Genomic DNA, 26,978 nt, shown 5'->3' on the forward strand with positions numbered 1-26,978 from the left:
CAGCCCGAAAAGACGTCGTCGATCTCCGGCCCCGCACATCGCACGCCCGCTGGGCGGTGACAGTGCCCGAAGCCGGGCATCCGCTTGGAGTTCCGACGGAGGGTGGCTTACCTGGGAGATTCGCGAGAGAATGATGAAGTCGCGTGATGAGAGGCGCTCTCCTGCGTCTCTTCCGGTGGAGGCGCAGCTGCGCCCCGCGACAGATGGATGATTGTGCACGAAGAGAACACGACTCACGACGAAACGATCGGCGACGCCGACCTGATCCTCCGCACCCGCTCGGGAGACACGGGGGCGTTCGGTGAACTCTGGCGCCGACACTATCCGTCCGGACTCTCCGTCGCGCGCTCCGTGACCTCGTCGATCGACCCGGACGATCTGGTGCAGGAGTCGTACACGCGCATCTATCAGGCGATCCTCAAAGGCGGCGGCCCCAACGGCTCGTTCCGCGCCTACCTCTTCACGAGCATCCGCAACACGGCCGCAGGGTGGGGGCGCGCGCGCCGCGAGACGGCGATCGACGAACTCGACACCGTCGCCGACCCCGACAGCACCGACCAGGCTGCGAGCGAGGCACTCGACCGCAGCCTCACCGCTCAGGCGTTCCGCAGCCTCCCCTCCCGTTGGCAGGAGGTGCTCTGGTACACCGAGATCGAGCAGATGAAGCCGCAGGAAGTCGGGCCGCTGCTCGGCATGAAGGCCGGCGCCGTGTCGCAGTTGGCCTTCCGCGCCCGCGAAGGCCTGCGTGAAGCGTGGATCCAGGCCCATCTGCGCAGCGCCGAAGACGGCTCAGAGTGCCAGTGGACCATCGAGCACCTGGGCGCGTACTCGCGCGGCAACCTCAGCACTCGCGATCACAAGCGCCTCGAACTGCACCTGGACGAGTGCGCGCGGTGCATGATCGTCGCGGCCGAGGCGAAGGACGTCTCCAAGCGTCTGGCTCTCGTGCTGCTCCCACTCGTCCTCGGCGTCACGGGCGCCGCGGGGTACCTCGCCACGCTCCAGGGCGCCGGCACGCCGATCGTCGCCCTGGCGGCGATGCCGTCCAGCATTCCCGGTGCCGTCTTCGCCGGCGACCCCGGCGCCACGCATGCCGCAACCGGTCTCGCCGCGGCCGGCGGTTCCGGTTCTGGTTCCGGTGCCGGCGGCTCAGCGGGTGGAACGGCCGGCGCTTCGTCAGGAGCCGGATCCGCAGGTGGCATGTTCACCGGTATCGGTGCACTGGTGGGAGTGGGATCCGCCGCTCTGGTCGTGGCCGGTGTCGTCGCCGCCGCCGCGATCGTCCCCGGGCTCGCCGGTGCCGATCCCGCGACGTCGCTTCCGAACGCCGGCGATGAGGACCCGTCCTCGATCTCTGCAGATGTCGGACCCGACGAGACGATGAACCTCGACGAGCCCGTCGTCATCGAACCCCCGGTCACCGTCCCCGACGAGACCCCAGCGCCGCCGGCCGCAGAACCTCAGCCCGGCGCAGATCAGGCGGGCGCACCCGTTCCTGTACCGCCCGCCACCGTCCCGCCCGTCACGGTCCCGCCGGTCATCGTTCCGCCGGTCGTCGTCCCGCCTGTCGATCCCGTGGACCCGGTCGACCCTGTGGACCCCGTAGATCCTGTGGACCCCGTAGATCCCGTGGACCCCGTCGACCCGGTGGACCCCGTCGATCCGGTGGACCCCGTCGATCCGGTGGACCCGGTCGACCCCGTGGGTCCGGTCGTCCCCACGGAGGCACCTACGTGGCAGACCGCCACCATCTGGTTCAACGGACTCCAGGTCCACTACAGCATTCCGGTCTCGGGTGTGGCCGGCCAGAGGGTCGAGGCGCTCCTGGACGACAGCACCGGCGGAGGCGACAGCATCCTGCTCGACGAGTCCGGCTTCGGAGTCATCGATCTCCGTCCCACCTTCTGGCAGTTCATCGACGCCGACCTCACGACCGTCACGTTCCGCTACGTCCTCGCATCCGGCACGGGCCCTTCCGCGGTCACCACCCTCCTCGATCTCGAGCCCAACCGCCCTGAGACTCCGGGTGAGGTGGTTCCGGTCGAATCGGCCACAGCGGAGCCCTCCACGACGAGCGACGTTTCCGCGTCGTCTGTGCCGTCCGAGTCTGCTCCGGTCGCTACCGAGCCGGAGGCACCCGCGTCAGACCCGACACCCACACCGGTCGAAGCAGCACCGGCACCGGTCGAAGCAGCACCGGCACCGGTCGAGACGGCCCCGGTCCAGACTCCGCCGGCCGAGACCACGCCCGCAGCAGCGCCCACGGAGGCGCCCGTTGCACCGACTGAGGAAGCCCCCACCGGCGAATAGACTGGATCCATGTCCTCGGATCCCGCTCCCGTTCCCGGCGTCGACCGTCCGGTGGTCACCGCACTCGACATCGTGCGCGCTGTCGTCCTCATCGTCGCCGTCGCCTCTCTGGCCTTGTGGGGCTTCGCGAGCTGGGATCTCCCGTGGAACATCGTCATCGGTATCGGCGCGCCGGTACTGGTGATCCTGGTGTGGGCTCTCTTCCTCTCGCCGCGACCTGTGCTGCGCGTGCACCCGTTCCTCCGCGCCGCGGTCGAGCTGCTGATCTACGTCGGCGTGACGATCGCCTGGTGGTCGATGGGGCAGGCACTCATCGGCACCGCCTTCGCCCTCGTCGCCGTGGTCGCCGGTGTGCTCAGCGGCCGGCGCGCATTGTCGTGAGATCTCCCTCATGAGTGTGCTCGCGCTCCTTGAGGAGTCCCTCGGAGCGCTCGTCGACACCGATGAGGCGACGCTCGAGGAAGCCAGAGCCGACCGCTCAGGGCACGCTGCCGCCGGCAGACCGCTCGCTGTGATCCATGCGGAGCGGGTCGAGCACGTGCAGCAGACCATGCGCATCGCGACCGCCACCCGCACACCGGTCGTGGTGCGTGGTGCCGGCACGGGTCTCGCCGGTGCCGCGAACGCCGGTACGGGCGAGATCGTCCTCTCCCTGCGCAGGATGACCGCGATCAACGAGATCCGTGCCGACGATCTGCTCGCGGTCGTCGAACCCGGCATCCTCAACGCCGACCTCAACGCCGTGCTCGCGGCTCACGGGCTGTGGTGGCCACCTGACCCCGCCAGCCGCGACATCTCCACGGTGGGTGGGAACATCGCGACAGGTGCCGGAGGGCTGCTCTGCGCCAAGTACGGGGTGGTTCGCGACGCCGTGCTGGGGGTGGACCTGGTGCTCGCCGACGGGCGCCTGCTGCACCTCGGACACCGCAGCGTCAAGGGAGTGACCGGGCTCGATCTCACCGCGTTGGTGGTCGGCTCGGAAGGCACGTTGGGCGTCGTCGTGGGCGCGACCCTCAAGCTCCGCAGGCTCGTCCCCGGGGAGACCTGCACGATCGCCGCGACCTTCTCGGGGGTGCGTCACGCTGCCGCCGCCTCGGCCGCTGTGACAGCCGCCGGCGTGCAGCCAGCCATCATGGAGCTGATGGACGCCGCGAGCCTCGCCGCCGTGCACGCGCTCCTCGCTCTTCCCATCCCGCATCAGGGAACAGCTCAGCTGACCATCCAGACCGATGGTCCGGCCGCCGCGGCCGAAGCGGAGGCGATCGCCGCGATCCTGCGCGCCCATGACGGCCTCACTGTCGTCTCACACGACCGCGACGAGGGCGAGCGCCTCCTGGCGGTGCGCCGTTCGATGCATGCAGCGATGGCCTCGCTGGGGACGACGCTGATCGAAGACGTCTCGGTACCACGGAGCGCCATGCCGGCGATGTTCGACGAGATCGCCCGCATCGAACGCGAGTACGACATCGTCATCCCGACGGTGGCACACGCAGGCGACGGCAACCTGCACCCGAACTTCATCTTCGAAGGGACGCAGACGCCTCCGCATGTGTGGGCGGCCGCCGACGAACTGTTCCGCGCCGCCATCCGCCTCGGAGGAACCCTCACCGGGGAGCACGGCATCGGGGTGCTCAAGCGCCGCTGGCTCGCCGACGAACTGGGCGACGACCAGTGGCGACTCCAGCGCCAGATCGCCGCGGTCTTCGATCCTCTCGGCATCCTCAACCCAGGGAAGGTCTTCAGCCCCGATGCCTGACATCCACGTGAGCGCGGCCGTGATCGTCGATGAAGCGGGGAGGGTGCTCGTGGTCCGCAAGCAGGGAACGACCATGTTCATGCAGCCCGGCGGCAAGCCGGAATCCGGCGAGTCCCCGGCGCAGACGTTGATCCGCGAGATCGAGGAGGAGCTCGGGGTGGTGCTCGATGAAGCGGCGCTCCGCCCTCTCGGCACGTTCGTCTCCGCCGCAGCGAACGAACCGGGTCACCGTGTCGTCGCCGAGGCCTTCGCGACCTCCATCGATCCCGCGACCGTCGCCGTCCAGGCCGAGCTCGCCGAGCTGCGCTGGATCACGCCCGCAGACGTCGGAACGCTCCCGCTGGCGCCGCTGAGCCTGGAGCACCTGCTCCCGATCGCCTGGCCCGCCCCGGCGAACTGAGTTCACCAGGGCAGGCATCAGGCACGTCTCAGATGCCCTGCCAGGCCGGCTTGTTGGCGAACGTGTACCGGTAGTAGTCGGCGAGCGCGAGACGCGACGCAGCCGCTTCGTCGACGACGATCGTCGCGTGCGGGTGCAGTTGGATCGCCGATCCGGGCAGGATCGCCGACAGCGGGCCCTCGACCGCACCGGCCACAGCCTCTGCCTTGCCCTCGCCGAAGGCGAGCAGCACGAGGTGGCGCGCCTCCAGGATGGTGCCGAGCCCCTGCGTGATGCAGTGCATCGGGACGTCGTCGATCGACTCGAAGAAGCGGGCGTTGTCCTCGCGCGTCTGCTCCGTGAGGGTCTTCACACGCGTACGCGATGCGAAGGAGGAGCCGGGCTCGTTGAACCCGATGTGCCCGTCGGTGCCGATCCCGAGGATCTGCAGGTCGACTCCACCGGCAGCCGCGATGGCCGCGTCGTAGTCCTCACCCGCATGCTGGATGGTGGCCTCCGCGCCGTTCGGCACGTGGATGCGCGCGGGGTCGAGACCGAGCGGCTCGACGACCTCGCGGGTGATGACCGAGCGGTAGCTCTCCGGGTGCGCCGGGTCGATGCCGACGTACTCGTCGAGGGCGAAACCACGCACCTGTGAGACGTCGCGGCCTGCGAGCTGCGTGCGCAGCGCCTGGTAGACCGGCAACGGGGTCGACCCCGTTGCGAGGCCGAGGACCGCGTCGGGACGACGCGCGATCAGCTCCACGATCTCGGTGGCGACCAAAGCGCCTGCGGCCTCGGCATTCTCGACGATGACGACCTCAGCCATGCGGGACGATCTCCTTCTCGGTGGTGGAGGCGCCGACGAGTGCGGCGCCGAATGCGGCAGCGGGGGAACCCGCGGGAAGCAGTTCGATTCTCTCATCCAGGCGGAGCGACCGCATGAACGGCGAGGCCTCCGCGCCGGCATGCAGGGCCGCGCGGAGTCCGTTCTCGAGTCGGTCGCCGAGAGCGGTGAGCCCTCCCCCGATGACCACCCTCTCCACGTCGGCGGAGAGCACGAGAACACGCACTGCGGCGGCGGCCCCGTGATGGAGGTCGTCACGGAGGGAGACAGCATGCGGGTCCCCGGCGTCCGCCGCATCGAAGATGTCCCTGATGGGCAGAGTGCCGGGTCGACCCCAGGCCTTGGCCAACGCCCCTCCGCCGCAGAACGTCTCGACGCACCCGTACTGCCCGCAGCCGCACAGGCGCCCTCGCGGATCGACGGAGAGATGACCGACCTCCCCCGCGGTTCCGCGTGCGCCGCGCCAGATCCGTCCGTCGATCACGATCCCGGCAGCGACGCCGGTCCCGAGATTCAGGTAGGCCATGGAACCGGCGACTCCGCTCAGCACCGCAGCGCCGAGGGCCGCGGCCTTCACGTCGTTTTCCACGCGGAACGGGACTCCGAGAGCGAGTTCGGCCCTGACGGCGAGGTCCAGGGACTCCACGCCGAGGTTGACCGCGTGGTCGACACGGCCGGTCTCGGCGTCGACGAGGCCGGGGATGCCGATCCCGACGGAGCCGACGTCGGCAAGGGGGAACCCGTTCTCCTCCGCGAGTGCCTTCACGGCCGTAACGATGCTCTCGACGACCGCGTCATCGCCCCAACCCGTCGGTCGGCGCAGGCGTCCGCGGATGGCCCCAGAGGGGTCCACGGCGACCGCGTCGATCTTCGTGCCGCCGACGTCCAGGCCCACTCGAATCGGCCGACCGGCGCGGTCGGCAGTGCTCGCACCCGTCATCGGATGCTGCTCCCGGCCGTGCCGTCAACGGTGCAGATGACGTTCACGACACTCCCAGCTGTCCCGAGAGCACCATGACCGCAGCTCCGCGCAGGACGATGTCCTCCTGGTGCGTCAAACGCACGACGACGTCTTCGAACACGCCCTCGAGGGTGCGCGCGCGCAACGTCGCGATGGCGGCCTCGATCAAGATGCCGTCGAGCAGCTCCGCCGGACCGGAGATCACCACCTCGGAGAGGTCGAGGGCAGCGACGATCGGAGCGGTCGCGATCGCCATCCGCGTCCCGGCATCGCGGAGGATCTCATCGCGTGCCTCAGGATCAGCGGCGATCGCCGCCTCGAGCCGACTCACGCTGAGCCACGCCTCGAGACAGCCGTCCTTCCCGCACGCGCAGCGAGGGCCCCCGTCGGTACCGACGACGACGTGACCGATCTCTCCCGCGGCGAAGCGGCTGCCCAGCAGAGGCTGGCTGCCGGTGATGAGGCCGGCGCCGACACCCTTGCCGATCTTGATCAGCATGAAGTCGGCCTTCGCCTCGCCGAACGTGTACTCGGCGAGCACCGCCGCGTTGGCGTCGTTGCGGGCGAGGACCGGAAGGTCGAGATCGACGCCGAGCTTCGCCTCCAGCGGGAAGTTCGTCCAGCCGAGGTTGGGAGAGCTCAGGACGAGCCCGTCGGGACGCACGACACCCGGGGTGCCGATGCCGACGCCCAGCAGCGGCTGAGTCGAGGCCTCGACCAGCGTCTGTGCGAGTTCCCGCAGCGCCGCGTATGCCGCCTCCCCGTCGGGGGATTTCGGACGCGGCACCTCGCGCCGCTCCAGCACGTCTCCGTCGAGGCTCAGCACCGCCCCGGTGAAGGCGTCGGGGCCGGAGAGATCGAGGCCGACGATCTGATGGCCGAAGCGATCGATGTCGATGAGGATGGGCGGCTTGCCCGGCCCCACCGCTTCACGGACACCCATCTCGATGACGATCCCGTCGGCGATGAACTCGGCGACCAGGTCGGAGATGGTGACACGGGTGAGGCCCGTCTCCCGGGAGAGGTCGGCGCGACTCATCGCCCCCGAGTGGTACAGCGTCTGCAGCACCAGTGCACGGTTGTGACCGCGCGCATGCTCTGGCAGCACCTTTGATCGCGAGCGCAGGTGGCGCCCCGGGCCGAAGGCGTGCGCATTCGCACCGGCGTACTCTGACGGCGATGCGGAACGCTGTTCATCCGAAACGGACATGTTTGTTAGTAGACCTTACGAACAAAATTTGCGCAACCTCTGCCCGCGGACGCGCTGGCAGGGTTACCGAAACGTTACATTACTTTCGATCGTCGACGACGACCGTGCGTGAGCGCCCGATGAGGCGCTCGACCAGGCCGGCGACGATCTGCTCCCGCGCCTCGATCGTGAGCGGCTTGCCCGGCACGCCGGGACGGCGCTGCTCGGGCTCCGGCCCGTCAAGGGGACGATACCGCACCCCCGCTGCGGCGAGCCGGCGCAGGTGCATCGGCAGACGCCGCTCGAAGTCGGCGTAGGGTCCCGGCTCCCCGCCGTCCCACAGACGCTCCGCGATCGCGGCGAGTCGAGGGAACATCGCGAAGTCGACGCGGTCCCTGGTGGGCAGGTGCTCGCTCCACACGTTCGCCTGCCCGCCCACAGCGCCGTCTTCGACACGCAGGGAGTACGCGCGCTCGATCGTGAGAGGCGGGCCCACTCTGATCGGCTCCTCCTCCGACTCCGACTGCGGGTAGTCGAGGTAGACCTCGAGGTCGGGGCACGCGACGACCTCGATGCCGAGCCGCAGCGCCTCACGCATCGCGGCGGGACCCCGCCACGCGAGGATGCGCACGCCCTCGGGCACGTCGCCTTCGAGGACCTCGTCCCAGGCCAGTGCCGTGCGGCCTCGTCCGCGGACATGCGCGACGAACTGCTCCGTGAACCACGGCTGCACGTCGTGTGCAGACTCGAGTCCGAGTTGTCGCATGCGCTCGGCCGCCGCGGCGCTCTGCTCCCACTCGGTCACCGGCACCTCGTCACCGCCGATGCCTATCCACTCCGAGTCGAACGCATCGCAGAGCGCATCGATCGCGGCGAATCCGAAGGCCAGGGCCTCGTCCGTCGGGGCGAGGGTGCGCGGATTGACCCCGAAGCGCTCCCATGCAGACAGCACAGGCTCTCCGACGTCGACGTTGCCGAGCTCCGGATACGCGGCGAGACCCGCTTGGATGTGTCCGGGCAGCTCGACCTCCGGCACGAGGGTCACGAAACGTTCTCGCGCATAGGCGACGAGCTCGCGCAGCTCCGCTGACGTGTAGAAGCCCTCGTGCACTCCCGGCTCCACGGTGGACAAGGGGCCGTGTCCGAGCTGGGTGGCTTCCCGACGCGCGCCCACTTCCGTGAGCCGAGGGAAGCCGGGCACCTCGAAGCGCCACCCCTGATCGTCTGTGAGATGAAGGTGCAGCACGTTCAGGTGATGATCGGCGAGGAGATCGACCAGACGACGGACCTCGTCGACGGACCGGAAGTGCCTGGCGACGTCGAGCATCGTCCCTCGCCAGCTGTACGCCGGCGCTCCCTCCCACACCCCGGCGGGGATGTGGGCCGATGCAGCGTCCGGATCCCGCAGCTGCCGCAGAGTGGTGGCACCGCGGAACACGCCGGCGGGGCTCGCTCCTCTGATCTCGACTCCGGCTGCACTCACGCTCACCCGGAAGGCCTCGTCACCGACACGTCCTCGCGCCGCGGCCTCAGCGCCGAGGTTCTCGTCGACCATCAGTCGGATCGGCGGGAGTTCGGCGTCGCCCGCGCCGGCGAGACCGCCCAGCCGGGCGGCAGCGGCGACGAGCTCAGGGGCCGAGAGGATCGGCGTGCGCTCCGTCCACGCGAATCCGGGGGCGACCGGATCGATGCGGGCACCCATGTGCGGCACGGTGGCGCGATGCGGCGGGGGCGGCATCCGCAGTGCGCGTCCGGGGGTCCGCCCCGTCGCCTCGCCCTCCGACACCACCGGCACTCCCCCGACAAGTACCTCGATGATCCCGCGCGGCGGTGCGAAGGGGGAGTCGAACGTGGCCCCCGCCTCGACCGTCTCCGGGTCGAAGAGCACGAGGTCGGCGGTCGCTCCCCGCCGGACGACGCCCCGAGGTGCGTCACCCCGGTCGAGTCCCAGCCGATGCGCCGGCGTCCCCGACAGGTGTCGGACGGCCTCCTCCCAGGTGAGGATGCCGAGCTCGCGCACGTAGTGTCCGAGGTACCGCGGGAACGTACCCCGCCCACGCGGATGAGGCCGCGCCCCGATCAGGATCCCATCACTGCCTCCCGTGTGCTGCGAGTGACGCATGATCGTCCGGACGTTCTCCTCGTCTCCGATGTGCATGAGGATTCCGGTGGCGGCGGCGTCCTCCACGATCGTGTCGAGCACCACATCGACGGCACGGCGACCGGTCGTGGTCGCGATCTCGGCGATGGTGCGGCCGATCAGACCCGAGAGGGCGGGGTTCACGGTGCCGGAGACCTGGATCTGCGTCCAATCGGCCCTCTCGCCGTGGAATCCGTCGCAGCCGACGTCTTCCAGTTCCACGCGGACGGCCTCCCTGCCCGCTTCGTCGAGCGCGGAGACGGCAGCGAGCAGGTCGCCGGATTCCGCCAGCCTGCTCGGCAGCAGAGCGGAGAGCGTCGTGGCGCCGGGCAGATACGGGTACGTGTCGAGCGTCACGTCGACGCCGTCCTCGATCGCCTCGTCGATCAGGGCCAGGAGCTCATCGGCGCGGCCGCGGTTCGGGGCGAAGTTCATCGTCGCGTGTGTGAGATGCACGGGGCACCCGGTGCGCCGACCGATGTCGAGCGCCTCCCGGTAGGCCTCCAGCGCCGCTCCCCCGTAGCTCCGGGTGTGCGGCGCCCAGTAGCCTCCTCGCTCGGCGACGATGCGGCACAGCGCTTCGAGCTCCGCCGTGTCCGCGTACATCCCCGGCGTGTAGGTGAGGCCGCTCGACATCCCGAAGGCTCCCGCGTCCAGCGCGCGACCCAGGATCTCCCCCATCGCGGTGAGCTCCGCAGTCGTCGCCCGACGGTTCTCGTGGCCGACGACCATCATCCGCAGATTCCCCTGGGGGACGAGGACGGCGGCGTTCGCGACCGCTGCGGCGTCGATCGCCGCGAGCAGGTCGTCCATCGTCCGCCACGGCACGTCGGCCGGAGTTCCGTTCCACCCGGCGATCTGCGCGGGGATGATCGCCGCCGCCGCATCGTCGAGGGGCGCATAGCCCAGGCCGTCCTGACCGAGCACCTCGGTCGTCACGCCCTGGCGGATCTTGGCGTCGTGCGCCGCGCCGCTCAGCACTGCGAGCTCGCTGTGCGCGTGCATGTCGATGAATCCGGGCGCGAGGACGAGTCCCTCTGCCGCGACCTCCACGGCGCCCTCGGGAAGTTCGAGTTCGGGGAGCTCGAGTTCAGGATTCACCGCACCGGCCGGGAGGATGGCGACGACCCTCGCGCCCTCCACCGCGACGTCGGCCACGTACCGGGGCGCCCCCGTCCCGTCGATGACGGTGGCTCCGCGGTACACCCGCACCTGTCCGGCGGCGGCCTTCTCGGCACTCAGAAGCACGTCGCCACCGCCCCGATCACGCGCGGATCGGCGGCATCGGGGTCGTCGATCACGGCGACGACCCTCCACTTGTCGAAGGCGGTGCACGGGTGGGAGAGCCCGAGACGGACGACATCGCCCACCGCGACCGTGTCATCGCCCGTGAGGCTCAGGAACGCATGCTGATCGTTCAGCGCCGTGATCTCCCCCCGCAGCCCCTGCGGGATCGGCAGATCCAGGTCGAAGGGCACATCGCGCCGTCCGGCGTCGAGGAGCGCAAGGCCGTCCTCGGGCTGCGACACCACCCGCGACCAGGCGTGCATCCCCGAGCGCAGAGGCGCGGTGCCGACGAGCGGTCCGAACGGAGACATGCGCGAGTAGAAGCCGTCGTCGTGGATCTGGAACGCCCCCGAACGCAGGACGACGTCCACGTCGTCCCCGGCGGCTGCGAGGACGGCGGCCGCCCGATCAGGGAAGGCGCTGCCTCCCGCGCTGAGAATCGGACGGAGACCGTGCGGGTACTCCAGTCGGGCGTGCAGATCCACGAGCGTCTGCAGGTACGCGTCGACGGCGGCGACCGAGGCATCGGAGCGATCGGGACCGAAGGGCCCCTCGTATCCCGCGACGCCGGCGAGGCGCAGCCCGGATGCGTCCGAGACGGCCTTCCCGATCCGCTCGCCCTCCTCCACGCTCCGTGCGCCCGTGCGGCCGTGCGCGCCGCCGAGTTCGACCAAGACATCGAGCGGACGCGCGGCATCGTGCATCCCCCGCGCGAGGATGGCCACTCCCTCGAGAGAGTCCGCCCAGCACAGCACGCGCAGGTCGGGGTCGGCTGCGAGCAGTGCCCCCAGGCGACGCACCGCAGTGAGATCGGTGACCGCGTTCGCGATCAGCACGGTCGAGACGCCCGCGTCGACGGCGACTTCGGCCTGCCAGGGCGTCGCCACGGAGATCCCCCATGCCCCCGCGTCGAGCAGTCGCTGCCAGAGGGCCGGAGCCATCGTGGTCTTGCCGTGTGGTGCGAGGAGCACCCGGCGCTCCCTCGCCCATGCGAAGACGGTCTCCTCGTTGTGCGCGAGGGCGCCCTCGTGCACCGTCAGCACCGGCGTCACCAGGTCGGAGAGATGCAGATCCGCATCCCCCACCTGCGAGAGGCGGAGTCCCGCTGCGTGCGCAGGAAAGCCCTTCGTCCAGGTGCCGAGAACGGGATCCGGAATTTGTAGAGGCATCTAACAATGCTACTAGGCTGGCGGCATGACCGCGAAGATCCGAGTTTCCACCGACGCCGCCCCCGCCCCCGCCCACACCTTCTCGCAGGGTATCCGCAAGGGCCCGTTCGTGCAGGTCTCCGGCCAGGGACCCGTGGACCCGAAGACCAACGAGTACCTGCACCCCGGGGACGTCGCTGCCCAGACCACCCGCACGCTCGAGAACGTGAAGGCGATCGTCGAGGCGTCCGGCGCGACGTTCGACGACGTCGTCATGCTGCGCGTCTACCTGACCAAGCGCGAGGACTTCCCGATCATGAACGACGCGTACGGCGCCTTCGTGACCGCTCACACGACCAACGGCGTCCTGCCGTCGCGCACCACGGTCTTCACCGGCCTTCCGCGCGAGGAGATGCTCGTCGAGATCGACGGCATCGCCATCATCGACTGACGTCTGCGTTGCGGGGAGGCACGTTATCACGGACCGTTGCCTCCCCGTTACCTCCCATCCCGTACCATTGGACGTCAGGACACGTTTGAGAGCCGGGGGGTGAAGTTCGTGACCGATCTGATTTCTGCGCCGGGCGCAGCAGCCGAGGCGCGTGGAGACGACTCCGCGCCCACTGCAGTGCTCGCGCCGACGGACGCTCCCACGGAGACCGTCCCGCCGACCACCGGTGACCAGCCGCTCGCCTGGGCTCCGATCGAACCGTCTCCCAAGAAACGTCGCCTCGGCCTCTGGATCGGCCTCGGGCTGGGAGTCGTCGCCCTCGGCGCCGGAGCCGCGTCGATGATCCTGATCGCACCGGGAACCACGGTCGCCGGGATCCCGGTCGGCTGGATGACTCCTGGCGCCGCCGCCGACGCCATCGACGCCCGCCTCGCTCAGACCGAGATCACGCTCACCGGCGCGGGAGACGGCACCGTCCTCACCGGCGCCGACCTCGGTGCGGACGTCGACGCCACCGCTCTCGCCGACAAGGCTTTCGCGGAGCACCCGCTGTGGAACCTCGGCACCTGGATGGGCGACCCCGTCCCCGCAGAGATCGCCTTCGACACCGCGAAGGCGGACGCCGCGCTGCGTGGCGCCGTGCCGACCAGCTTCGACGACCCGGTGGATGCCGGTGTCGTCTTCGATGCCGCCAGCGGCACCTTCGTGATCACACCGGCAGAGGCCGGAACAGGGATCGACCTCGCCGACCTCAACGCCGCCTTCACGGCAGCCGTCGAAGAGGGTCGCAGCGCGCTCGAGTACTCGGGAGACGCCGCGGAAGCCGCGCCGGCCGTCTCCGATGACGACGCCACCGCCACCGCCACCGCTCTCAACACGATGCTTCCCACCGTCGGCTTCTACGTCGGCGAGGAGCGGACCGTCCCGGTCGATCCCGCCGTCGCCGCCTCCTGGCTCACGGTCGTCGATGACGACGGACAGCTGAGCATCAAGGCCGACCCCCAGGCGATCCAGGCCACCGTGGACAGTCTCCCCTCCGTCGTCGACCGCGCGCCGGTCAACGCGACCAACATCGTCGACTCCGCCGGCACCGTGCTCCGTGCGGAGCAGGAGGGTGCCACCGGTCGAGCGCTGGGAGACACGTCAGGCATCGCGGACCAGTTCGCCGAGCAGCTGGCAGCCGGAAACGGAGCCTTCGCGCTCTCGGTCACCGAGACGCCCTTCGAGACGGTGAACCTGTTCCGCCGCATCGACATCAACCTCAGTTCGCAGCGGGCCGTCCTCTACGAGAACGGCGCTGTCGTGAACTCGTGGGCCGTGTCCACCGGCCTGCCAGGGACTCTGACGCCCACCGGCAACTTCAAGGTGTTCGCGCACACGCGTATCCAGGACATGGGCTGCTACGAGGGCGCCCCGTACTGCACGAAGGACGTGCCCTGGATCACCTGGTTCGCTCCGAACATCGGCTTCCACGGCACGTACTGGCACAACAACTTCGGCCAGCGCATGAGCCACGGTTGCGTCAACCTGCCGATCGACCTCGCCAAGTACGTCTACGACTGGTCCCCCAAGGGGCTCGAGGTCTCCGTCCACTACTGACGAAGCGTTCCGCGCTCGCTCGGGCAGACGGGCCGAACACGAAGAAGGGGGCGGATGCCGAAGCATCCGCCCCCTTCGCTCGTCTTAGCGCAGGGCGTCGACGATCGTGTTCAGCGTCGTGGACGGACGCATGACGGCCTCGACCAGCTTCTCGTCCGGACGGTAGTACCCGCCGATCTCAGCGGGCTGTCCCTGCACGGCGTTGAGCTCGGAGACGATGGCCTCCTCGTTCGCGGCGAGCTTCTCGGCGATCGGCGCGAAGGCCGCAGCGAGCTCGGGATCCTTCGTCTGCGCTGCCAGCTCCTTCGCCCAGTACAGGCCGAGGTAGAAGTGGCTGCCGCGGTTGTCGATCGTGCCGAGCGCACGACCGGGCGAGCGGTCCTCCTCGAGGAAGGTTCCGGTCGCGGCGTCCAGCGTCTCCGCAAGCACGCGGGCCTTGTCGTTGCCCGTGCGGTCGGCGAAGTGCTCGAGCGAAGCCGCCAGCGCGAAGAACTCACCCAGCGAGTCCCAGCGCAAGTAGTTCTGCTCGACCAGCTGCTGCACGTGCTTGGGAGCGGAACCACCGGCACCCGTCTCGAACAGCCCACCACCGGCGAGCAGCGGCACGATCGAGAGCATCTTGGCGCTCGTGCCGACCTCGAGGATCGGGAACAGGTCGGTCAGGTAGTCACGCAGCACGTTGCCGGTCACCGAGATGGTGTCGAGCCCGTGACGCATGCGGGCGAGCGTGTACCGCGTGGCCTCTTCCGGCGCGAGGATCGTGATCGTCAGGCCCTTGGTGTCGAGCGTGGCGAGGCCCTGGTGCACCTTCGCGATGATCTGGGCGTCGTGCGAGCGGTTCGCGTCCAGCCAGAACACGGCGGGGTCGCCGGTCGCGCGTGCACGCGTCACGGCGAGCTTGACCCAGTCCATGACGGGGATGTGCTTGGTCTGCGTCGCGCGCCAGATGTCGCCCTTGCCGACCTCGTGCTCGATGAGCACGGTGCCCTCGCTGTCGAGCACCTGGACGATGCCGTCCGCCGCGATCTCGAAGGTCTTGTCGTGGCTGCCGTATTCCTCGGCCGCCTGCGCCATGAGACCCACGTTCGGGACGGTACCGATCGTGGCGGGGTCGAGCGGGCCGTTCGCGATCACATCGTCGATGACGGCCTGGTAGACGCTCGCGTAGGACGAGTCCGGGATGACCGCGATCGTGTCGGCCTCCTCGCCGTCCTTGCCCCAGAGCTTCCCACCGTTGCGGACGAGGGCGGGCATCGACGCGTCGACGATGACATCGCTGGGCACGTGGAGGTTGGTGATCCCCTTGTCGGAGTTCACGTACGACAGGCGCGGCCCCTCGGCGATGGCCTTGTCGAACGCCGCAGCGATCTCCTCGCCACCGGCGACATTCGACAGGCCTGCAAGGATCGAGCCGAGGCCGTCGTTCGCGCTGAGTCCGGCTTCGGCGAGCTGCGTGCCGTACTGGTCGAAGACGTCCTTGAAGAACGCCTTCACGACGTGACCGAAGATGATCGGGTCGCTGACCTTCATCATCGTGGCCTTGAGGTGCACGGAGTAGAGCACGTCGTCGGCCTTGGCCGCCTCGAGCGTCTCCGCGAGGAACGCGTCCAGCTCCTTCGCGGAGAGGAACGTGGCGTCGATGATCTCACGCGGGAGGACCTTGAGGCCCTCCTTGAGGATCGTGACGGTGCCGTCCTGCGCCGTGTGACGGAACGAGAGGACGTCGTCGTGGGCCGCGACCCACGAGCGCTCGTTGTGCTTGAAGTCGTCGTGGCCCAAGGTCGCGACGCGGGTTTTCGAGCCGTCCGCGAAAGGCTTGTTGCGGTGCGGGTGCTTCTTGGCGTAGTTCTTCACCGCGAGCGGTGCGCGACGGTCGCTGTTGCCCTCGCGCAGCACGGGGTTCACTGCGGAGCCCTTGATGCGGTCGTAGCGGGCGCGGACGTCCTTCTCCTCCAGGGAGGTCGGCTCGTCCGGGAAGTCGGGGATGTCGAAGCCCTGCTTCTGCAGCTCGGCGATCGCACCCTTCAGCTGCGGGATGGACGCCGAGATGTTCGGCAGCTTGATGATGTTGGCCTCGGGGAGGGTGGCGAGGCCACCGAGCTCGGCGAGAGCGTCACCCACCTGCTGCTCGGGAGTGAGCTTCTGCGGGAAGGCGGCGAGGATGCGTCCGGCCAGCGAGATGTCGCGCGTCTCGACCTCGATGCCGGCCTGGCCGGTGTATGCCTGGATGATCGGGAGGAACGAGGCGGTGGCGAGCGCCGGTGCCTCGTCTGTGTACGTGTAGATGATGGCGTCGTCGGTCACCGGGAGGTACTCCGTTCGCGGGGAAATTTGTCTCGATACCAAGATACCTGAGCCGGTCTGGCCCTGTGGTCCGCGCCTGCGACCGCCGACCACCCCATGTCGACGAACGGCCACAGAGAGGCGAAATCTTCGTCGGAAACGTGTCCCGCCTCTCCGGAGGGGTTAGCCTGGGTCCATGTCCGAACTGCGCATGGTCAAACTCTCCGCTGCGACGATCGTCGCCGTGAACAACCTGTCGCTCAAGCCCGGACAGGAGCAGTTCCTCGCTCCGGTCTCGTACGGGATCGCCGCGACCGTCATCAACCCGCAGACCTCCTGGCAGCGGGTGATCCTGGACGGCAACGAGGTCGTCGGCTTCGTCAGCGCCAACTTCGACGACGAGGCCCCGGAGGAGCACTTCCGCTCCGTGCTGTGGCGCATCAACGTCGACGCGGACGACCAGGGTCGCGGCGTCGGCCGCTTCGCCGTCGAGGCGCTCATCGACGAGGCGCGTGAACGCGGAGTCGACCACGTCAACGTGATCTACGAAGCCGGCGAGGACGGCCCGGAGGCCTTCTTCCGTCGCGTCGGCTTCACCCCCGTCGGGGAGACGGCCTACGGCGAGGTCATCGCCGAGATCCGGGTCACGTCCTAGACCGGGCGGCGGGGTCTCGAATCCCCTCCCCCATCGAGACCTCGTCGCCCTTCACTCCCCTTCGGGGGAGCGCTCTCACAGCCCTGGCGGGTTCTCAGGAACGGTCGTCGGGGGTGCCCCCGGGTTTCCGCCGGCTCGTCCACGATGAGAGAGCGGCCGCGGCCGCTCCGGCAGCGCGATCGATGGCCTCGGCGGAACGGTTCAGCATGTCTTGAGCGGCGTCCTGCCACGCCGGCGTCGCCGGCGCCTCCCCCGCGTGCACCTTCGCGGCGTGTTCGGCGGCTTCGAACGCCCGCTCGAGCTCGGCGACAGCGTCACGATAGGCGGCGAACTCAGCCGGGGTGATGCGTCCGGAGGCCGCGCGGCGCATCTCCGTCGCGTGTCCGGCGGCACGGAAGTATGCGGCCGTCTCCGCGGACTTCACGTCGGTCATCGCCGGATAGGAGATCTGCAGAGCGGGGTCGGTCTCGTAACGCATCCAGCGTGCCGTCACTGCGTCATGCGCGGCGTGGAGTCGCTCGATCGGGCGCGGCTCCGCCGCGGAAGGCACGGCGGCGCGAGCCGCGTTCAGCCGCACCTGGCGCGCGCGCACATCGGCCGACGCGGCCTTCGCATCGCGCTCCCGCTCCTTCAGCATCCGCCGAGCCCCTGCCACCTGTTCGGGCGTCGCTCGCTGGGCCGCCCGCTCCGCCGTGACGCGAGCCAGGTCGGCGCGCGCGATCTTCCACGCGGTGCGCCGCTCGGCGGCGACCAGCTGTGCCTCTCTCAGATCGTGGCGGGCGGCATCGACCGCGAGCCTGCGTCCGCTCACCGTGCTGTTGCGACGTCGCATTCCCATCACACCCACCGTTCCCGCGGCGACTGCCGTCGGCGCGATCCACCACCACTCGGCGACGAGCAGCAGGGGGTCCATACCTCGATGCTACCCAGACGCAGACGACTTCCGGTCGCGATATGACAGCTCAACTGCGCCAGACGGCTGTCATATCGCGACCGGAAGAGGCAGATCAGACGAGGGTCTCCTGCCAGGCCGCATGCAGCTGCGCGAACTTGCCGGTACCGCCGATCAGGGCAGCGGGAGTGTCGTCCTCGATGATGCGGCCGTGCTCCATCACCAGCACCCTGTCGGCGATCGCGACCGTCGACAGGCGGTGCGCGATGATGATCGCCGTGCGGTCCCTGAGGAGGGTCTGCAACGCATCCTGGATCAAGCGCTCGGATGGGATGTCCAGCGAAGCCGTCGCCTCGTCGAGGATCAGCACCGCGGGGTCGGCGAGGAAAGCCCGGGCGAACGAGATGAGCTGACGCTGCCCCGCCGACACCCGACCACCGCGCTTGTTCACATCGGTGCCGTATCCGTCGGGCAGCGACGAGATGAACCCGTCGGCGCCCACGGCCCGTGCCGCGGCCTTGATCTCGTCGAGCGTCGCATCCGGCTTGCCGAGCGCGATGTTGTCGGCGACGGTGCCGCTGAACAGGTAGGCCTCCTGCGTGACCATGACGATCGCGCGGCGGAGGTCCTTCGGGTGCAGCGACCGCAGATCGACGCCGTCGAGCGTGACCCGCCCTTGGGAGGGGTCATAGAAGCGCGAGATGAGCTTGGCGAGCGTCGACTTCCCGGCGCCGGTCGTTCCGACGAGGGCGATCGTCTGCCCCGCCGGGATGTCGAGGGAAAAGTTCGGGAGGATCGTCTTCTCTCCGTTGTATCCGAAGGTCACCTCGTCGAACTCGACATGCCCACGGGACTCCCACAGGTCGACGGGGTTCTCGGGGTCGGGAACCGTCGGCACCTCCTCGAGCACGCCCGAGACCTTCTCCAGCGCGGCCGTGGCCGACTGATAGGAGTTCAGGAACATCGCGATCTCCTGCATCGGCGCGAAGAAGTTGCGGACGTAGAGCACTGCCGACAGCAGCACACCCACGGTCAGCGCACCCTCGGAGACGCGGATGCCTCCCCACAGCACGACGATGCCGAGCACGAGGGCCGCGACGCCCATCAGGCCGGGCTCGAACGTGCCGAACAGCAGCATCGAGCGACGGTTGACGTCGCGGTAGTCGCCAGCGATCTCCTGGAACGCCTTGTCGTTGCGCGGCTCCTTGCGGAACGCCTTGACGGCGCGGATGCCGGTCATCGTCTCGACGAACTGCACGATCACCTTCGCACTGATCACGCGCGACTCGCGGTAGACGAGCTGCGAGCGCGAGTAGAACCAGCGCATCAGGTAGAACAGCGGCACTCCGCCGATCGCCAGGATCAGGCCCGACTGCCAGTCCCAGAAGCACAGCGCGATGAAGGTGAACAGCCCGAAGAGCACGCCGGAGACGAGTTCGTTCAGGCCACCGTCGAGCAGCTCCTTGATCGAGTCGAGGTCGCTGGTCTGACGGGAGATGATGCGCCCCGACGTGTACGACTCGTGGAACTCCAGGCTCAGGCGCTGGGTGTGCAGGAAGATGCGCTTGCGCAGGTCCAGCAGCACCGCCTGCGTGAGCTTGGCCGCGATGATCACGTACCAGGCGATCAGCACCGCAGCGAGGGCACCGGCCAGCAGGTAGATGCCTCCGATCATGAACGTCGGCATCCAGTCGGCACGCTCGATCACCGCAGGCAGCGCTCGGTCGAGGCCCAGGCTGATGAGGATGGGGCCGGCGACCTGGAGCGCGGTCGACACGACCAGCACCGCGGCGGCGAGCACGATCCTCGGCTTCAAGGGGCTGACCAGGGATCCGAGCAGTCGGAGGGATCGACGACGGATCTCCCTGCTCTCCTCGCGGGTGTACTCGGAACGATCCTCGTTCCTGGTTCCGGTGATGGCGGAGCTCATCGCTGCACCTCCTTCTCGGTGATGGGGTCTTCGTCGGCGGCCTGCATCCCGAGGCCCGCACGGACCTCTTCATCGATCTCGGACTGCTCATCGCGGATCACCGGGATCGTCCCGGTGCGCGCCGCCTCCTCCGCCTCGAGGCTGGAGATGACATGACGGTAGTGCCGACTGGTCTTCAGCAGCTCGGAGTGCGTGCCCACCGCCGTCACGCGACCGGCCTCGAGCAGGGCGACGCGATCGGCGAGCGCGACGGTCGAAGGGCGGTGCGCCACGATCAGGGCGGTGGTGTCGGCGAGCACGTGCCGCAGCGCCTCCTCCACGAGGGCCTCGGTGTCGACGTCGAGCGCCGACAGCGGGTCGTCGAGCACGAGCACCTTCGGATTCGCCGCCACCGCACGGGCGAGGGCGAGCCGCTGGCGCTGACCGCCGGAGAGGCTGAGCCCCTCCTCGCCGATCACCGTCTCGACGCCGTCTGGCAGGGAATCCACGAACGAGGCCTGAGCGACGTCGAGAGCTTCGCGCAGCACACGCTCGCCCTCTTCGCCGTGCACGTCGAGCTCGGCACGACCGAGCAGCACGTTCTCCCGGACCGTCGCCGAGAACAGCGTCGCGTCTTCGAACGCCATGGCGATGTGCCGACGGAGCTCTGACAGCGGCAGGTCGCGCACGTCGACGCCGTCGAGGGTGACCCTGCCTCCCGTCACGTCGTACAGACGCGTGGGCAGCGTGGTGAGGGTGGTCTTGCCGCTGCCGGTGAGACCGACCAGCGCCATGGTCTCCCCTGGTCGCAGCACCAGGTCGATGCCGTCGAGCAGGTCGCGTTCGTGCGCGCCGGCGTCCTGATAGCGGAAGTGCGCGTTCTCGAACGTGAGCTCTCCGCGCGGGTTCTCGATGTGCACCGGGTGCTCGGGGTCGGTGATGGTGTTGGTCTCCGAGAAGATGTCGAACACGCGGTCGGTCGCCGTGCGCGCATCGAGCATGAACGAGAACAGGAAGCCGATCGACTCGATGGGCCAGCGCAGCACGACGGCCATCGCGAAGAAGGCGAACAGTTGCGCCTCGCCGATCTGCCCGACGGAGATCAGCCAGATGCCGGACATCAGGCTGAGGCCGAACGCGATCTGCGGCATGAGGTCGAGCCAGAACCAGATCGACGCGATCGCACCGGCCTTGCTCATCTCGGTCTCGCGCAGCGTCTCGGCCTGCCTGCTGAAGCGGCTCAGGGCGTGCTTGCCGCGCCCGAACGCCTTCAGCACGCGGATCCCGTGCACGCTCTCCTCGACGCTGGTCGCGAGGTCACCGGCCTGATCCTGGCTGCGGCGGGTGAGGGCGCCGTAGCGCTTCTCGAACAGGTAGCCGCGGATCCACAGCGGGATCGCCGTGACCAGGAAGATCGTGCCCAGCAGCCAGTGCCACCGGAACAGCAGCACGGAGCCGATGATGATCGTGAGGATGTTGACGACCAGCAGCACGAGGCCGAACGCGAGCCAGCGGCGGATGAGGCCGATGTCCTGCATCATGCGGCTGAGCAGCTGTCCTGAGCCCCACCGGTCGTGGAAGGACACCGGGAGGGTCTGCAGGCTCGAGTAGAGCTCCGTGCGCATCTTGTACTCGACCTGCGTGGCCGGGTTGAGCACGAACTGACGTCGCAGCCATACCATGAGGGCCTCGCCCAGGGCGAGCGCGAACACGGCGACAGCACCCCAGATGATGGCGCTGATCTCACCCGAACGGACGGGTCCGCTGATGATCTGCTCGAGGACGATCGGGATCATCAGGGCGATGACGGCGGCGATGAGCGCGCTGGCGGCACCGCCGGCGAGCCGCCAGATTACCGGCTTCACGAAGGGCTTCAGGCGCCACAGTGCGGCCGGAGTGGAAAGGGTCGATGAAGGCGAGGGATTCTGCGCGGAAGGCGAGGAGGACATGTCTCTCAGACGAGTTTCGTATGGACAGCGGTTGCGGAAGGGGACGGATGCGAGAGCGGACCCACAGGGTCCGGCATCCGACGGAGAAGGGGCGGGGTGGCTCTAGGAGAGCGGACGCGCCGGGGTCGAGCCGAGAGCTGCGATCCGCGCGGTGGCGATCGTGAACATGGTGTCCTCCTCAGGGGCTCGGCGATGTCGTCCGGTTGGCGCGACAGCCCACCAGCCTATTGCTGTGAACCAGCTGAAAGCAAGAGTCATTCCCGATTCGCCATGCTCTTTCCCGGCGACCGCGGCGAGGTGGCTCGGGTGGCTCACCCCTGGACAGCGAGCCCGGTTCGGAGAAAGCGCTGCAGGTTGCCGCCCAGCACGGCCACGACATCGGCGTCGCGCCAGCCGCGACGCAGCAGAGCCTCGGTGACGAGCGGAAGCCCTTCCGGACCCTCGAGCCCGGGAAGGTACCGATCGGCGGGGACGCCCTCGATCGTCGTCTGCACGCAGCACGGGGCCGTGGTGTCCGCGAGCACCTCGCGGACGAAGTCTGGTCCCATCCCGACGTGGTCCACCCCGGCGACGGACACCACCCGCTCGAAGTGGTCGATCAGGGTGTCGATCGTGTAGTCGCTCGCATGCAGATACGGGGCGAAGAAGTTGACGCACACGACTCCCCCCGTCTCCGCGACTCCGGCGATCTGCGCATCGGTGAGGTTGCGGTGGTGATCGAACAGGGCGCGGGCGGACGAATGCGTTGCCATGACGGGTCGCGTGGCGAGCTCGAGCACGTGGTCGACGCCGCCCGCTCCGAGGTGGCTGACATCGAAGATCATGCCGATGCGCTCCATCTCGGCCAGCGCCTGGACGCCCGTGCGCGTCAGCCGGCTGCCCGCGGCGTCTTCTCCGCTTCCGTCCGCGAAGGCGCTGCGACCGAAGTGGGCGACCGAGCCGACGCGCACTCCGAGCCGATGCACCGTCTCGAGGAGCTCGACATCGTCGGCGATGCCGGGCATGCCCTCGAGAGCGAGCACCAACGCGATGCGCCCCTCACCGATCACCCTGTCGATGTCGTCCCCGTCGAGGCAGAGCCCCACCGCATCCGCGTTTCCTTCCGCCACCCGGTGCGCGGCTTCGATCATGCGGAACGTACGACGCAGCGCGCCCTCCGGCCGGTAGACGTCATCGACGAACACGGGCAGGACCTGCAGGTCGACACCACCCGTGCGCAGCTGCGGCAGCCACTGGGCCCGGAAGTAGTCCGACCACTCGGCGGGCGGACGACTCGTCACCGAGCAGAGCAGATCGTTGTGGGCATCGGCGACGACGGCGCGGCGGTGGAGATCGAGGGCATCGATGGCGGTCACGGCTCGAGCCTATGGCCGCGTCGGAACGGACGGTTCGTCGTAGCGCACCATCACCGGTGCCGGATCTGGTGCTCCTGGCTCACGCCGCGGCACTCTCGCGGGCCAGCAGACTCTCCTTGACATCGACGCCCCACGCGAAACCGCCGAGGCTCCCGTCGGTGCGCAGCACCCGGTGGCAGGGCACGAAGAGCGCCGGGGCGTTGCGGGCGCAGATGGACGCCGCAGCCCGAACGGCCCGGGGGTTGTCCAGGCGTGAGGCGAAACCGGTGTAGGTCAGCGGCCCGCCCGGCTCGATCTCCCGGAGCGCCGACCAGCCGGCGAGCTGGAGTGCGGTGCCGGTCTGCTTCACGGCGACATCGTCGATGGCCGAGAGGTCGCCCGCGTAATAGGCGACCACCGCGTCCGCGGCGTCCGTCGCACCATCGCGCAGCGCCTCCGGACGGTTCGCCGCCGACAGCCGCCCGAGGATCGCCTCGACGTCGGACGTCCAGCCCGAGGCCAGCACGCGCTGATGGTCGTCGGCGAGGATCGTGAAGGCGCCGTCCGGCGTCTCGATGGTCTGGATGAGGGCGGTCATGAGTTCTCCTTCGTCGTGATGTCGGTGGGACGGTGCGCTGCGGGGACCCGCCGCGGCCCGACGGGGCGCACCGGAGCGGCGCGCCATAGATGCGCGCTCAGATAGCTGCGCCATGGTGCCGCGCGCAGGGCCCAGTCGGTGAGCGCCCGTGGCTCGCCCGGCAGGCCGGAGGCCGCCGCGCCGGCGCGCAGCGCGACGTCTCCCGGGAGCAGCACATCCGGATCGCCGAGCACACGCATGCGCACGTAGTCGGCTGTCCAGGGTCCGATGCCGGGCATCGCGAGCAGGGCAGCACGCTGGTCGACGCCGTCATCTCCGACCGTGAGCGTCAGGGATCCGTCGGCGAGAGCGGCCGCAGCGCCGGTGATCGCGCGGATACGGGCGGCCGGCCCTCGCAGCACCTCGGCTCCGTGGGCGGCGATCGCCGTCATCGTCGGGAAGAGCAGTCCGTTCTCGGTGCGCTCCCCCAGCGCCTCGGTGAGTGCCGTGAGCGCGGTTCTGGCGGCGACCACGGTGATCTGCTGCCCCACCATGGCGCGGATGAGCATCTCATGCGGATCAGCCGACCCCGGCACGCGGATGCCGGGGGTGCGCGCGACGAGCGGCGCGATCTCGTCGTGTTCCGAGAGCGCCTCGTCGATCGCCAGCGGGTCGGCATCGAGGTCGAAGATGCGTCGCACGGTCGAGACCAGCGGTGCCAGGTCCCCCAGCCGCGCGACGCGTGCCCGCAGGTGCAGGCGCTCACCCTCCTCCTGACGCACCTCGAACCAGGCGGGACCACCGGCCATGCGGAGGTGACGCGAGAAGGACGTCGCCGTGGTCTCTTCGACGCCGGGGATCGCACGCGCCGCCATCCAGGCGAAGACGCCGCTCGCGTCGAGTGGACCGCGATAGGGCAGCACGAGGTCGATCGAGCCGGGAGCCGCGGACGCCGGAAGCCGTCGCCGCGCCCTGAGCTCCCCCGGCGTGAGGCCGAAGACCTCGCGGATCGTGTCGTTGCACTGTCGGATGCTGGCGAACCCGGCGGAGAACGCGACATCCGAGATGGGCATGTCGGTGCCGACGAGGAGCATGCGCGCGGTGTGCGCCCTGTGTGCCCGCGCCAGTGCGAGCGGCCCGGCGCCGAGTTCGGTGGTCAGCAGCCTCGTGAGGTGCCGACCGGAATAGCCCAGTCGCGCGGCCAGGCCCGGCACGCCCTCCCGTTCCACGACGCCGTCGGAGATCAACCGCATCGCTCGCGCGGCGGTGTCGCCGCGGATATCCCACGCCGGCGAGCCGGGAGCGGCCTCGGGCAGGCAGCGCTTGCAGGCGCGATACCCGGCCTCGTGCGCTGCGGCGCTGGTCGGATAGAACGTCACGTTCTGGGGTTTGGGCGTGCGCGCGGGGCAGCTCGGACGGCAGTAGATCCCGGTCGAACGGACGGCCGTCACGAACTGCCCGTCGAAGCGGGTGTCGCGCGCGCTGATCGCACGGTAACGCTCGTCGAAGTCCGTCACGGGGAAGCTCATGCCTCCACTGTGTCACGCCCCACCGACAACGACTGGCGGAAATCGGACATTACTGTCCGGGCACGAACGCCGAGACCCACCCGCCTCGCCGACACCCATCGCCGCCGCAGTGGGCGCGTGTGGGTCTCGGCGTGGAGAGTGGGTCTCGAGGTATGCGCAGGCGCGCGTTCAGTGGAAGAAGTGGCGCTCACCGGTGAAGAACATCGTGACGCCGGCCTTGCGCGCCGCGTCCACGACCTCCTCGTCGCGCACGGAACCGCCCGGCTGCACGATCGCCGTGACGCCGGCATCGATCAGCACCTGAGCGCCGTCGGCGAAGGGGAAGAACGCGTCGGAGGAAGCGACGGATCCGGCCGCCCGGTCCCCTGCACGCTCGACCGCGAGGCGGCAGGAGTCGACGCGGTTGACCTGGCCCATGCCCACGCCCACCGTGGCGTTGTCCTTCGCGAGCACGATCGCGTTCGACTTGACCGCTCGGCAGGCCTTCCACGCGAAGATGAGGTTCTCCATCTCCTCGTCGGTCGGACGCTCACCCGAGACCAGCTCCCAGTTCTTCGCGACGGAGACGATGTCGTCGGGGAACCGGTCGGCATCCTGCAGCAGCAGCCCACCGGAGACGAGACGCACGTCCATGCGCTCCTGCTGCCAGTCCTCGGGCAGCTGCAGCAGGCGCAGGTTCTTCTTCGCCTTGAACACCTCGAGCGCCGCGGGCTCGAACGACGGCGCGACGATGACCTCGGTGAAGATGTCCTTGAGGTTCTCGGCCATCTTCAGCGTGACCGTGCCGTTGGCCGCGATCACACCACCGTATGCCGAGACGGGGTCGCACTCATGCGCACGCAGGTGGGCGCTGGCGATCGGGTCGAGCGCGTTCGGCGCCGTGGTCGCGATACCGCACGGGTTGGCGTGCTTGATGATGGCGACAGCCGGCTTGACCATGTCGTATGCCGCGCGCAGGGCGGCATCGGCGTCGACGTAGTTGTTGTACGATATCTCCTTGCCCTGCAGCTGCGTGGCCTGGGCGATGCCGTGTCCACCGGCGCGCGTGTAGATCGCGCCGCGCTGGTGCGAGTTCTCGCCGTAGCGGAGCGTCGCGAGCCGCTCAGCCTGGATCGTGAGATGCGTCGGCAGATCGCCGTCGTCCTGCAGCGTCCCCTCGGCGAACCACGAGGCGACCGCGGTGTCGTACGCCGCTGTGTGCGCGAATGCTCGGGCGGCGAGCTCACGACGCTGCGTCAACGAGGTGCCGCCCTCGCCGATCGCCGCGATGATGCCGGGGTACGACTGCGGCGAGACGACGATCGCCACGTTCGCGTGGTTCTTGGCCGCGGCGCGTACCATCGCGGGGCCGCCGATGTCGATCTGCTCGACCACGTCGTCGCCGACCGCGCCGGAGGCGACGGTCTCGATGAACGGGTAGAGGTTCACGACCACGAGCTCGAAGGGAGTGATGTCGAGGTCGGCGAGCTGGCGCTCGTGGTCCTCGAGACGCAGGTCGGCGAGCAGGCCGCCGTGGATCTTCGGGTGCAGCGTCTTGACGCGACCGTCGAGCATCTCTGCGACGCCGGTCACGGCGGCGACGTCGGTGACCTCGAATCCCGCCTCGCGGATGGTCGACGCCGTCGAACCCGTCGAGACGATCTCGATACCCGCCTCAGCCAGAGCCGCAGCCAGCAGGAGCAGGTCGGTCTTGTCGCTCACCGAGACGAGCGCGCGCCTGATCGGCACGGTGTCGCGATCGCGGTAGAGCGTGGGGTCGTGGCGGGGGCCGGCCATGATGGGC

At 69.3% G+C, this 26,978-nt stretch carries 20 protein-coding genes; 7 read left to right on the forward strand and 13 right to left on the reverse strand.

The features are described from left to right. Positions 1-207 precede the first annotated feature (207 nt). From MOX01_RS19510 to MOX01_RS14340, 4 genes are read left to right on the forward strand one after another with little or no spacing between them, the layout of a single operon-like run. Positions 208-2,310, forward strand: coding sequence for a sigma-70 family RNA polymerase sigma factor (locus MOX01_RS19510; protein ID WP_141370280.1), 2,103 nt, complete (start codon positions 208-210; stop codon positions 2,308-2,310). A 9-nt stretch (positions 2,311-2,319) separates the two neighbouring features. Beyond that, positions 2,320-2,691, forward strand: coding sequence for a YrdB family protein (locus MOX01_RS14330; protein WP_046748837.1), 372 nt, complete (start codon positions 2,320-2,322; stop codon positions 2,689-2,691). Positions 2,692-2,701: 10 nt separating this feature from the next. Then, on the forward strand, positions 2,702-4,066 hold the full coding sequence (locus MOX01_RS14335; RefSeq protein WP_141370282.1) for an FAD-binding oxidoreductase: 1,365 nt from the start codon (positions 2,702-2,704) through the stop codon (positions 4,064-4,066). After that, positions 4,059-4,466: an NUDIX hydrolase gene (locus MOX01_RS14340; protein ID WP_046748835.1), complete on the forward strand. Its 408-nt coding sequence runs from the start codon at positions 4,059-4,061 to the stop codon at positions 4,464-4,466. Before MOX01_RS14335 ends, MOX01_RS14340 begins: the two co-directional genes overlap by 8 nt. 28 nt (positions 4,467-4,494) lie before the next feature. Here the strand turns inward: MOX01_RS14340 and nagB are convergent, their stop codons facing one another. The 5 genes from nagB to MOX01_RS14365 form a co-directional block, all read right to left on the reverse strand. Further along, the gene (gene nagB, locus MOX01_RS14345; RefSeq protein ID WP_046748834.1) at positions 4,495-5,274 is read right to left on the reverse strand and encodes a glucosamine-6-phosphate deaminase; all 780 of its coding nucleotides are present in this window, start codon (positions 5,272-5,274) and stop codon (positions 4,495-4,497) included. After that, positions 5,267-6,232 carry an ROK family protein gene (locus MOX01_RS14350; RefSeq protein ID WP_174799790.1) on the reverse strand — a complete coding sequence of 322 codons (966 nt, stop codon included), beginning with the start codon at positions 6,230-6,232 and terminating at the stop codon, positions 5,267-5,269. The genes nagB and MOX01_RS14350 overlap by 8 nt, the downstream gene beginning before the upstream one ends. Before the next feature lie 43 nt (positions 6,233-6,275). Next, positions 6,276-7,463 (reverse strand): ROK family transcriptional regulator, encoded by a 1,188-nt coding sequence (locus tag MOX01_RS14355; protein ID WP_058632679.1) that lies wholly within the window; start codon positions 7,461-7,463, stop codon positions 6,276-6,278. 79 nt (positions 7,464-7,542) lie between these two features. Next, positions 7,543-10,830, reverse strand: a complete 3,288-nt coding sequence (locus MOX01_RS14360) for a family 20 glycosylhydrolase (RefSeq protein ID WP_141370284.1) — start codon at positions 10,828-10,830, stop codon at positions 7,543-7,545. Next, on the reverse strand, positions 10,821-12,038 hold the full coding sequence (locus MOX01_RS14365) for a type III PLP-dependent enzyme domain-containing protein (protein WP_230977943.1): 1,218 nt from the start codon (positions 12,036-12,038) through the stop codon (positions 10,821-10,823). The genes MOX01_RS14360 and MOX01_RS14365 overlap by 10 nt, the downstream gene beginning before the upstream one ends. 25 nt (positions 12,039-12,063) lie before the next feature. On the opposite strand from MOX01_RS14365, the gene MOX01_RS14370 reads away from it, so the two are divergent. After that, the gene (locus MOX01_RS14370; RefSeq protein WP_046748830.1) at positions 12,064-12,468 is read left to right on the forward strand and encodes a RidA family protein; all 405 of its coding nucleotides are present in this window, start codon (positions 12,064-12,066) and stop codon (positions 12,466-12,468) included. A 108-nt stretch (positions 12,469-12,576) separates the two neighbouring features. Beyond that, positions 12,577-14,067 (forward strand): L,D-transpeptidase family protein, encoded by a 1,491-nt coding sequence (locus tag MOX01_RS14375; RefSeq protein ID WP_230977945.1) that lies wholly within the window; start codon positions 12,577-12,579, stop codon positions 14,065-14,067. A gap of 84 nt (positions 14,068-14,151) precedes the next feature. Here the strand turns inward: MOX01_RS14375 and MOX01_RS14380 are convergent, their stop codons facing one another. Then, a complete protein-coding gene (locus MOX01_RS14380) occupies positions 14,152-16,371 on the reverse strand; it encodes an NADP-dependent isocitrate dehydrogenase (protein ID WP_058632675.1) in 2,220 nt (739 codons plus the stop codon). Between the two features lie 175 nt (positions 16,372-16,546). On the opposite strand from MOX01_RS14380, the gene MOX01_RS14385 reads away from it, so the two are divergent. After that, positions 16,547-17,005, forward strand: coding sequence for a GNAT family N-acetyltransferase (locus tag MOX01_RS14385; RefSeq protein ID WP_141370288.1), 459 nt, complete (start codon positions 16,547-16,549; stop codon positions 17,003-17,005). 94 nt (positions 17,006-17,099) lie between these two features. Here the strand turns inward: MOX01_RS14385 and MOX01_RS14390 are convergent, their stop codons facing one another. From MOX01_RS14390 to purH, 7 genes are all read right to left on the reverse strand, one after another. Then, a complete protein-coding gene (locus tag MOX01_RS14390) occupies positions 17,100-17,918 on the reverse strand; it encodes a hypothetical protein (RefSeq protein ID WP_058632673.1) in 819 nt (272 codons plus the stop codon). 94 nt (positions 17,919-18,012) lie between these two features. Next, complete coding sequence (locus MOX01_RS14395) at positions 18,013-19,827, reverse strand: ABC transporter ATP-binding protein (protein ID WP_141370290.1); 1,815 nt, start codon at positions 19,825-19,827, stop codon at positions 18,013-18,015. Then, complete coding sequence (locus MOX01_RS14400) at positions 19,824-21,755, reverse strand: ABC transporter ATP-binding protein (RefSeq protein WP_141370292.1); 1,932 nt, start codon at positions 21,753-21,755, stop codon at positions 19,824-19,826. The genes MOX01_RS14395 and MOX01_RS14400 overlap by 4 nt, the downstream gene beginning before the upstream one ends. Positions 21,756-22,066: 311 nt before the next feature. After that, complete coding sequence (locus tag MOX01_RS14405; RefSeq protein WP_141370294.1) at positions 22,067-23,110, reverse strand: dipeptidase; 1,044 nt, start codon at positions 23,108-23,110, stop codon at positions 22,067-22,069. A gap of 79 nt (positions 23,111-23,189) precedes the next feature. After that, a complete protein-coding gene (locus MOX01_RS14410; RefSeq protein ID WP_046748824.1) occupies positions 23,190-23,687 on the reverse strand; it encodes a methylated-DNA--[protein]-cysteine S-methyltransferase in 498 nt (165 codons plus the stop codon). Next, on the reverse strand, positions 23,684-25,195 hold the full coding sequence (locus MOX01_RS14415; RefSeq protein WP_141370296.1) for a DNA-3-methyladenine glycosylase 2 family protein: 1,512 nt from the start codon (positions 25,193-25,195) through the stop codon (positions 23,684-23,686). Before MOX01_RS14415 ends, MOX01_RS14410 begins: the two co-directional genes overlap by 4 nt. A gap of 168 nt (positions 25,196-25,363) precedes the next feature. Continuing rightward, positions 25,364-26,971, reverse strand: coding sequence for a bifunctional phosphoribosylaminoimidazolecarboxamide formyltransferase/IMP cyclohydrolase (gene purH / locus MOX01_RS14420; protein ID WP_141370298.1), 1,608 nt, complete (start codon positions 26,969-26,971; stop codon positions 25,364-25,366). Between the last annotated feature and the right edge of the window lie 7 nt (positions 26,972-26,978).

Source organism: Microbacterium oxydans (genome assembly GCF_006540085.1).
Taxonomy (GTDB): domain Bacteria; phylum Actinomycetota; class Actinomycetes; order Actinomycetales; family Microbacteriaceae; genus Microbacterium; species Microbacterium oxydans.

Excerpts from the sequence above, each read along its gene's own strand:
- MOX01_RS14395 (WP_141370290.1), bottom strand. The coding sequence starts at position 19,827 with ATGAGCTCCGCCATCACCGGAACCAGGAACGAGGATCGTTCCGAGTAC.
- MOX01_RS14335 (WP_141370282.1), top strand. The coding sequence starts at position 2,702 with ATGAGTGTGCTCGCGCTCCTTGAGGAGTCCCTCGGAGCGCTCGTCGAC.
- MOX01_RS14340 (WP_046748835.1), top strand. The coding sequence starts at position 4,059 with ATGCCTGACATCCACGTGAGCGCGGCCGTGATCGTCGATGAAGCGGGG.
- MOX01_RS14410 (WP_046748824.1), bottom strand. The coding sequence starts at position 23,687 with ATGACCGCCCTCATCCAGACCATCGAGACGCCGGACGGCGCCTTCACG.
- MOX01_RS14355 (WP_058632679.1), bottom strand. The coding sequence starts at position 7,463 with ATGTCCGTTTCGGATGAACAGCGTTCCGCATCGCCGTCAGAGTACGCC.
- MOX01_RS14330 (WP_046748837.1), top strand. The coding sequence starts at position 2,320 with ATGTCCTCGGATCCCGCTCCCGTTCCCGGCGTCGACCGTCCGGTGGTC.
- MOX01_RS14390 (WP_058632673.1), bottom strand. The coding sequence starts at position 17,918 with ATGGACCCCCTGCTGCTCGTCGCCGAGTGGTGGTGGATCGCGCCGACG.
- purH (WP_141370298.1), bottom strand. The coding sequence starts at position 26,971 with ATGGCCGGCCCCCGCCACGACCCCACGCTCTACCGCGATCGCGACACC.
- MOX01_RS14370 (WP_046748830.1), top strand. The coding sequence starts at position 12,064 with ATGACCGCGAAGATCCGAGTTTCCACCGACGCCGCCCCCGCCCCCGCC.
- MOX01_RS14350 (WP_174799790.1), bottom strand. The coding sequence starts at position 6,232 with ATGACGGGTGCGAGCACTGCCGACCGCGCCGGTCGGCCGATTCGAGTG.
- MOX01_RS14400 (WP_141370292.1), bottom strand. The coding sequence starts at position 21,755 with ATGTCCTCCTCGCCTTCCGCGCAGAATCCCTCGCCTTCATCGACCCTT.
- MOX01_RS19510 (WP_141370280.1), top strand. The coding sequence starts at position 208 with ATGATTGTGCACGAAGAGAACACGACTCACGACGAAACGATCGGCGAC.
- nagB (WP_046748834.1), bottom strand. The coding sequence starts at position 5,274 with ATGGCTGAGGTCGTCATCGTCGAGAATGCCGAGGCCGCAGGCGCTTTG.
- MOX01_RS14415 (WP_141370296.1), bottom strand. The coding sequence starts at position 25,195 with ATGAGCTTCCCCGTGACGGACTTCGACGAGCGTTACCGTGCGATCAGC.
- MOX01_RS14365 (WP_230977943.1), bottom strand. The coding sequence starts at position 12,038 with ATGCCTCTACAAATTCCGGATCCCGTTCTCGGCACCTGGACGAAGGGC.
- MOX01_RS14385 (WP_141370288.1), top strand. The coding sequence starts at position 16,547 with ATGTCCGAACTGCGCATGGTCAAACTCTCCGCTGCGACGATCGTCGCC.